Raw genomic sequence first — 7,954 nt, forward strand, 5'->3', positions numbered from 1 at the left:
ACCTCGTGCTGATCGAGGCGCTGGCGCTCGATGCCGACCGGGTGGTCGTCCCGTCGGGTTCGACGACGATCGCCGCCACGGCGGCCGCATGGGGGACCCCGGTCTGGCTGGTCGCGGGGCTCGGTCGGCGCCTGCCCGCCGAGTACCTCGATGCGATGGTCTCACGTCGTGACGGGATTGCTGCCGAGCAGGATGACTGGACGATCGACGTCGAGGTGCTCCCGTCCCGTCTCGTCGACCAGGTGGTCGGCCCCCACGGCATTATGCCGATGGGCCCACCCGCAGCTCGCGCCGAGTGCCCGATGGCCGCCGAACTCCTCCGCACCCCGGCCATGTAGCCCGCCCGTCCGGTTTCAGAGGGGGCGATGGCGGGGTGGGTGGCCGAGGATGTCCTCGACCAACTGTTGTGCTTCGGCCTGACGATCTTCGGTGACGAAGATCCGCGACATCGGCTCGCGGGTGTACATCGTGAGGTTGATGTTGAAGTCGTCGACCACGACGGCGGGGATGTCCGCAGCGACCAGTTCCTCGGTCACCATCCGGCTCAACCACTGCGGCAACCACGCCGCTTCGACGGTCCGGTCCGGGCTCGGTGGATCGACCGGATCGCGTCCGCGGATCCAGTCCCAGAGCTCCGTGAATGTCCGAGGTGCGCTCACCGACCGCTCAGGTTACGGCCGTGCTTCGGCTCGGTGAACGCAGGGATCGTCCTGCTTCCGCGATCGGTGTCGAGGTGTAGTCTGCGATTCGCCGCCCGGTCGACTCGATCGGGTGCATTCCGATGCGGGCTTCATCCCGGCGACGTTCGAGACACGACCACCGACGAGGGGAATTCAATGGCGAACATCGTCACCGCGGCACTTCTGCAGACCGACTGGACAGGCGACAAGGAGTCGATGATCGTTAAGCACGAGGAGGCCGCCCGCGAGGCGGCGAAACAGGGTGCTCAGATCATCTGCTTCCAGGAACTCTTCTACGGCCCGTACTTCTGCCAGGTGCAGGATCCGGAGTACTACGAGTACACCGAGTACATCCCCGATGGGCCGACCACCAAGCGGTTCCAGGCGCTCGCGGCCGAGTTGAACATGGTGATGGTGCTGCCGATGTACGAGATCGAGCAGCCCGGCGTGTACTACAACACCGCCGCCGTGATCGACGCCGACGGCAGCTACCTCGGCAAGTACCGCAAGCAGCACATCCCGCAGGTCAAGGGGTTCTGGGAGAAGTTCTATTTTCGTCCCGGCAACGGTGGGTACCCGATCTTCGACACCGCCGTCGGCAAGGTCGGGCTGTACATCTGCTACGACCGCCACTTCCCCGAGGGCTGGCGCGCCCTCGGCCTGAACGGCGCCGAGATCGTGTTCAACCCGTCCGCGACGCACCGCGGCCTCAGCGAGTACCTGTGGTCGATCGAGCAGCCGGCGGCTGCCGTGGCGAACATGTACTACGTCGGAGCGATCAACCGGGTCGGCATCGAGCCGCTCGGCGAAAACGACTTCTACGGACAGAGCTACTTCGTCGACCCCCGTGGCGCCTATGTCGGCGACAAGGGGGATGCGCACGAGCCGGAGTTGATCGTCCGCGAGCTCGACATGGACCGGATCAAAGAAGTGCGCGACGGCTGGGCGTTCTACCGCGACCGCCGCCCCGACGCCTACCACGAACTCGTCTAAAGCTGAAGATGCACATCGGTGCCTGGCACCGATGTGCATGTCGAGAGAACAGAGAGAACAGAGAGGACAGGACACAACATGGGAACCACACTGATCACGGGTGGAACGGTAATCTCGGCCATCGGCCGGCGGCTGGCCGACGTGCTCATCGACGGTGAGTCGATCGCCGCGATCCTGGCCCCGGGCCACGCCGAGGACTACGGCATCACTGCAGATCGAGTGATCGACGCGACCGACAAATACGTCGTGCCGGGCGGAGTCGACGCCCACGTACACATGTCGCTGCCGTTCGGCGGCACGGTGTCGGCCGACGACTTCGACACAGGTTCGCGCGCTGCGGCCTGGGGTGGGGTGACGACCATCGTCGACTTCGCGTCGCAGACGTTCGGCCTCGACGTGTACGACACGCTCGGAGCGCGCCACGAGGAAGCCGCCGGTGAATGCCACGTCGACTACGCCTTCCATCAGATCATCGGCGACGTCAACGAGGATTCGCTCAAGGCAATGACCTATCTGGTCGACAACGAGGGCGTCACCAGCTTCAAGATGTTCATGGCCTACCCCGGCGTCTTCTACTCCGACGACGGCCAGATCCTGCGGGCCATGCAGAACGCGTCCGAGTCGGGTGCGTTGATGATGATGCACGCGGAGAACGGCATCGCCATCGACGTGCTGGTCGGCCAGGCGCTCGCCCGCGGCGAGACCGACCCGAAGTACCACGCGTTCACCCGCCCGGAGGAGACCGAGTCCGAGGCGACCCACCGCGCGATCAAACTCGCCCGGGTCGCCGGCAACGTTCCGCTGTACATCGTGCACATGTCGGCCTCCGAGGCACTCGAAGAGGTCTCGCGTGCCCAGCACATGGGCCTCAACGTCTTCGCCGAGACGTGCCCGCAGTACCTCTACCTGTCGATCGAGGACCATCTGGCCCAGCCGGGGTTCGAAGGTTCGAAGTGGGTCTGCTCGACCCCGATCCGCTCGAAGCACGAGCACCATCACAAGGACCTGTGGAAGGGCCTGCGGATGAACGAGCTCGCCGTCGTGTCGACCGACCACTGTCCGTTCTGCTTCAAGGACCAGAAGGAGCTCGGGCTCGGCGATTTCTCCAAGATCCCGAACGGAATGGGTGGAGTCGAGCACCGGATGGAGCTCATCTACCAGGGCGTCGTGATGGGCGAGATGACCCTCGAGCGGTGGGTCGAGACCTGTTGCACCACCCCGGCGAGGATGTTCGGCCTGGAGAAGAAGGGTGTGCTCGAGCCCGGCGCCGACGGCGACGTGCTCGTGTGGGATCCGAACGGGAAGACGAAGATCGGTGTCGACGACAAGCACCACATGAACTTCGATCACTCCTCGTACGAGGGCTTCGAGGTGCAGGGCAAGGTCGACACGGTCGTCTCGCGCGGACGGGTTGTCGTCGAGAACGACACCTACGTCGGCGTCAAGGGTCACGGCAAGTTCGTCAAACGCTCCTTGTCCAACTACCTCCACTGACCATCGCAGCTTCACGGAAGCCAACTGGTGCCAGGCACCAGATGTCGGCTCACAGCCATACAGAAAGAAGTCTTGAATCATGAATCGCATCTCTCACTGGATCGACGGCAAGGTCGTCGAATCGACCTCGGGCAACTCGGCGCCCGTGTTCGACCCGGCCACGGGTGAACAGAGCTCGGCCGTGGATCTCGCGTCACCCGCCGAGGTCGACGCCGCCGTTGCAGCCGCGAAGGCGGCGTTTCCGGCGTGGCGCTCGACGTCGCTGTCGAAGCGCGCCGAGGTGCTTTTCCGGACGCGCGAGCTGGTCGACGCGAACCGCAAAGAGATCGCGTCGCTCCTGACCGCCGAGCACGGCAAGGTGCTGTCCGACTCGCTGGGCGAGGTCGCCCGCGGGCTCGAGAACATCGAATACGCGTGCGGCGTCCCGCAGCTGATCAAGGGCGAGTACTCCGAGCAGGCCTCGACCGGCGTCGACGTGTATTCGATCCGTCAGCCGCTCGGTGTCGTGGCGGGCATCACCCCCTTCAACTTCCCGGCGATGGTGCCGATGTGGATGTTCGCCAATGCCCTGGCGTGCGGCAACACGTTCGTCCTCAAGCCGAGCGAGAAGGATCCGTCGGTGAACATGTTCGTCGCCGAACTGCTTGCGCAGGCTGGGCTCCCGTCGGGCTGCTTCAACGTCGTGCAGGGCGACAAGGTCGCCGTCGACCGCATCCTGGAGCACGACGACGTCGCTGGGGTCAGCTTCGTCGGCTCGACCCCGATCGCGAAGTACATCTACGAAGAGGGAACCAAGCGTGGCAAGCGCGTCCAGGCACTCGGCGGAGCGAAGAACCACATGCTGGTGCTCGCCGATGCCGATGTCGACATGGCCGCCGACGCCGCGGTGAGCGCGGGGTATGGATCGGCGGGGGAGCGGTGCATGGCGATCAGCGTCGTGCTCGCCGCGAACGAGATCGCCGACGAGCTGGTCGCGAAGATCGCGGAGCGGATTCCGAACGTGAAGGTCGGCCCCGGCAACGAGCCCGACAGCGAGATGGGCCCGCTGATCACCGAGGCCCACCGCGACAAGGTGCGTGGATATGTCGACGGGGCAGCCGACGGCGGCGCGACGATCGTCGTCGACGGACGCGAAGGTGTTCCGGGTGACGGCTTCTTCCTCAACCCGACGTTGCTCGACAACGTCGAGCCCGGAATGGCCTGCTACGACGACGAGATCTTCGGTCCCGTGCTGAGCGTGAAGCGGGTGTCCGGGTACCAGGACGGACTCGACGTGATCAACGCGAGTCCGTTCGCGAACGGGACTGCGATCTTCACTCGTGATGGTGGTGCAGCACGGCAGTTCCAGTTCGACGTCGAGGTCGGCATGGTCGGCATCAACGTCCCCGTCCCGGTTCCGGTCAGCTACTACAGCTTCGGCGGCTGGAAGGCGAGCCTGTTCGGCGACACCCACATGTACGGCCCGGAAGGTGTGAACTTCTACACGCAGGGCAAGGTCGTCACCAGCCGGTGGCCCGACCCCAGCACGAGCACCATCGATCTCGGCTTCCCGGAGACGCGCTGACATGGACATCGGAGTCGTCCTGCAGACCACCCCGCCCGCGGCGCGAGTGATCGACCTCGCGAAGAAGGCCGACGCGTTCGGGTTCAGCCACGTCTGGACGTTCGACTCGCACATCCTCTGGGAGGAGCCGTACGTCATCTACTCCCAGATCCTCGCCGAGACGCGCAACGTCACGGTCGGGCCGATGGTCACCAACCCGGCGACGCGCGACTGGACGGTCACCGCCTCGACGTACGCCACGCTCAACGAGATGTACGGCAACCGCACGGTGTGCGGGCTCGGTCGCGGCGACTCCGCGGTGCGCGTCACCAACGGAAAGCCGACCACCCTCGCCACGATGCGCGACTCGATCAACGTCATCCGCGAGCTCGCGTGTGGTCGCGGCGTCGAGTACAACGGCTCGACGATCACGCTTCCGTGGGCGTCGAAGAGCGAACTCGAGGTGTGGGGCGCCGGATACGGACCCAAGGCGTTGAAGCTGATCGGGGAGACGTGCGACGGTTTCATCCTCCAGCTCGCCGACACGTCGATCGCGGAGTGGACGATCAACGCCGTTCGCTCGGCAGCGGCCGAGGCCGGCCGCGACCCCGACGAGATCACGATCTGCGTCGCAGCTCCCGCCTACGTCGGTGACGACATCGCGTACCTGCGCGACCAGTGCCGCTGGTTCGGCGGGATGGTCGGCAACCACGTCGCCGACATCGTCGAGCGCTACGGCGACGACTCCGCCGTGCCGGCAGCGCTGACCGAGTACATCAAGAACCGGAAGGGCTACGACTACAACACGCACGGCAGCGCATCGAGCGAGCACGTCGACTTCGTGCCCGACGAGGTGATCGATCGCTTCTGCATCCTCGGCCCGGTCGAGACCCACCGCGCCCGCCTCGCCGAACTCCAGGCCCTGGGTGTCGACCAGTTCGCCATCTACCTGCAGCACGACGGCAAGGACCACACGCTCGCGGAGTATGGCGAGAAGATCATCCCGGCCATCAACGAACAGGAGCTGGCCAAGCGGTGAGTGAGCGCGGCGGACGCGGACTCTCGATCGCGGCGCGTGGCGCCAAACGGATTGCGATGCTCTTTGCATCGCTGGCGATCGCGGTGTTCGTGTGGGAGTTCTACAAGGCGGTCGGACCCGAACAGGGCGGCGATGTCTTCGGATGGCGGATCATCCCGAAGACGAACGATCGCGTCATGCCACACACCTGGACGATGGTGGCCGAGTTCGGTGACGATGCGATCGGCAGCGGTGACCAGAAGGTGTGGAGCGTCCTGCTCGGCTACGCCTGGTACACGTTCCGGATGGCATTCGCCGGGCTCGTGCTCGGCGTCGTCGTCGGAATCGGGCTCGCGGTGGTCATGGCCCGCTTCCGGATCGTCGAGCGCGGGTTGCTTCCGTACCTCGTGATCTCCCAGACCATCCCGTTGATCGCACTCGCTCCGCAGGTCACCGTGATCCGCGGCACCCTCGATCTTCCCCAGTGGACATCGGCCGCCCTCCTCGCCGCCTTCCTGTCGTTCTTCCCGGTCACCGTGTCGACCCTGCGTGGGCTGAAGTCGGCTCCGGCTGCCTCGCTCGAATTGATGGACAGTTACGCCGCCGGGTGGTGGACGACGCTGCGCAAGCTCCGCTTCCCCGCAGCCGTGCCGTACATGGTTCCCGGCCTCAAGCTCGCCGCCACCGCATCGGTGATCGGTGTGATCGTCACCGAGATCACACTCGGTGGACTCCGCGGTGTCGGATTCGCCACCATCGACTACAGCCAGAAGGTCACGTCGCAGCCGGCATCGGTGTATGCCGCCGTCGTCGCAGCCGCCGTTCTCGGCCTGATCATGTTCGGTCTCATCGTCGCCGGAGAGGCCTTCGTGATGCGACGTCGCCCGAGGGAGAGCACATCATGAATACCCACGACGACCACACGCATGCGGTCCACGTCACCGATGTGTCGATGGTCTTCAACGAGGGCGAGGCCGGAGAGGTCGCCGCCCTGGACGATGTCGACCTGGTGGTGGAGCCGGGTGAGTTCGTCTCGCTGATCGGACCGTCGGGATGCGGTAAGTCGACCCTGCTACGAGTGATCGCGAATCTGCTCGTGCCGACCGCCGGCGAGGTGGCTGTCAACGGCAAGCCGGCCGAACAGGCCCGCCTCGACCAGGAGTACGGGATGGCCTTCCAGAAGTCCGGCCTGTTCGAGTGGCGCACGGTCAACAAGAACATCGAACTCCCGCTCGAACTGAAGGGCTGGGACAAGCAGCGCCGCCAGGCGCGCGTGCGCGAGATGCTCGACCTCGTCAAACTGCCCGACCGCGGTGCGAACATGCCGTGGGAACTGTCCGGGGGACAGCAGCAGCGCATCGCCATCGCCCGCGCGCTCGCGGCCCACCCACCGCTGCTGTTGATGGACGAACCGTTCGGTGCGCTCGACGAGATGACGCGCGAGCACATGCAGAGCGAGCTGCTGCAGATCTGTGCCGCGACGCGCACCACCGTCGTCTTCGTGACCCATTCGATCCCCGAGGCGGTGTACCTCTCCGACCGAGTCGTCGTGATGTCGGCAGGACCGGGCCGGATCACCGAGATCGTCTCGGTCGACCTCGGCCGCAATCGTGACGAGGACACCCGCGAGGACGACACCTTCTACAAGAAGATCACCGAGGTGCGCGAGGCGCTGCGCGGGAGCGAGATGTCGAGCGAGGCGCGGGGGATCGAAGACCGATGAGGCTCCGTCGGCTGTTCTCGATGCTGTGGCCGCCCGCCCTGTTCGGGATCGGGTTCCTCCTCGCGTGGGAGGCGATCGTCAAGATCTTCGACATCGCCCCGTTCACGCTGCCGTCGCCCTCGGCGATCTGGGCCGCCTTCGTCGACCGTTTCGACCAGGTAGCCGACGCGACGTGGGTGACCGGCCTCAACGCGCTGATCGGGTTGCTGCTCGGCGTGCTCTTCGGCGTGCTCGCCAGCCTGGTGACCGTGCGTTTCATCCAGGTCGAGGCACTGTTGACCCCGGTTGCGGTCGCCGTGAACGCGATTCCGATCGTCGTGATCGTCCCGATCCTGAACAACATGCTGTTCGGCACGACGAGCCAGCTCCCACGCCGACTGATGGTCATGCTGATCGTGTTCTTCGTCGTCTTCGTGAACGTGAGCAAGGGACTCCGACAGGTGTCGGCGACCCACCTCGAGTTGATGCGCTCGTATGCGGCCAGCCCGACGGAGATCATGTTC

Annotated in this window: 9 protein-coding genes; 8 read left to right on the forward strand and 1 reads right to left on the reverse strand. The window is 65.4% G+C overall.

Translation table 11 applies throughout. The features are described 5' to 3' along the window. Positions 1-338: hypothetical protein (locus tag WBV89_RS01530; RefSeq protein ID WP_423979576.1), on the forward strand; the 338-nt coding region annotated here is incomplete at its 5' end. 15 nt (positions 339-353) lie between these two features. On the opposite strand, the gene WBV89_RS01535 is transcribed toward WBV89_RS01530, so the two are convergent. After that, positions 354-659, reverse strand: a complete 306-nt coding sequence (locus tag WBV89_RS01535) for a hypothetical protein (RefSeq protein WP_423979577.1) — start codon at positions 657-659, stop codon at positions 354-356. A gap of 177 nt (positions 660-836) precedes the next feature. Here WBV89_RS01535 and WBV89_RS01540 point away from each other — a divergent pair, with 177 nt between their 5' ends. From WBV89_RS01540 to WBV89_RS01570, 7 genes are all read left to right on the forward strand, one after another. Next, positions 837-1,673, forward strand: a complete 837-nt coding sequence (locus tag WBV89_RS01540) for a nitrilase-related carbon-nitrogen hydrolase (protein ID WP_423979578.1) — start codon at positions 837-839, stop codon at positions 1,671-1,673. Positions 1,674-1,751: 78 nt separating this feature from the next. After that, the gene (gene hydA, locus WBV89_RS01545) at positions 1,752-3,167 is read left to right on the forward strand and encodes a dihydropyrimidinase (protein ID WP_423979579.1); all 1,416 of its coding nucleotides are present in this window, start codon (positions 1,752-1,754) and stop codon (positions 3,165-3,167) included. Positions 3,168-3,246: 79 nt separating this feature from the next. Then, positions 3,247-4,731 (forward strand): CoA-acylating methylmalonate-semialdehyde dehydrogenase, encoded by a 1,485-nt coding sequence (locus WBV89_RS01550; protein WP_423979580.1) that lies wholly within the window; start codon positions 3,247-3,249, stop codon positions 4,729-4,731. A 1-nt stretch (position 4,732) separates the two neighbouring features. After that, positions 4,733-5,749 (forward strand): TIGR03842 family LLM class F420-dependent oxidoreductase, encoded by a 1,017-nt coding sequence (locus WBV89_RS01555; RefSeq protein WP_423979581.1) that lies wholly within the window; start codon positions 4,733-4,735, stop codon positions 5,747-5,749. Next, positions 5,746-6,633 (forward strand): ABC transporter permease, encoded by an 888-nt coding sequence (locus tag WBV89_RS01560; protein WP_423979582.1) that lies wholly within the window; start codon positions 5,746-5,748, stop codon positions 6,631-6,633. The genes WBV89_RS01555 and WBV89_RS01560 overlap by 4 nt, the downstream gene beginning before the upstream one ends. Further along, a complete protein-coding gene (locus tag WBV89_RS01565) occupies positions 6,630-7,451 on the forward strand; it encodes an ABC transporter ATP-binding protein (protein WP_423979583.1) in 822 nt (273 codons plus the stop codon). The genes WBV89_RS01560 and WBV89_RS01565 overlap by 4 nt, the downstream gene beginning before the upstream one ends. Beyond that, on the forward strand, positions 7,448-7,954 hold a 507-nt coding region (locus WBV89_RS01570; RefSeq protein ID WP_423979584.1), incomplete at its 3' end, for an ABC transporter permease subunit. The genes WBV89_RS01565 and WBV89_RS01570, both read left to right, overlap by 4 nt.

Origin of the sequence: Ilumatobacter sp., from assembly GCF_049588435.1 — a bacterium.
Taxonomy (GTDB): Bacteria; Actinomycetota; Acidimicrobiia; order Acidimicrobiales; family Ilumatobacteraceae; genus Ilumatobacter_A.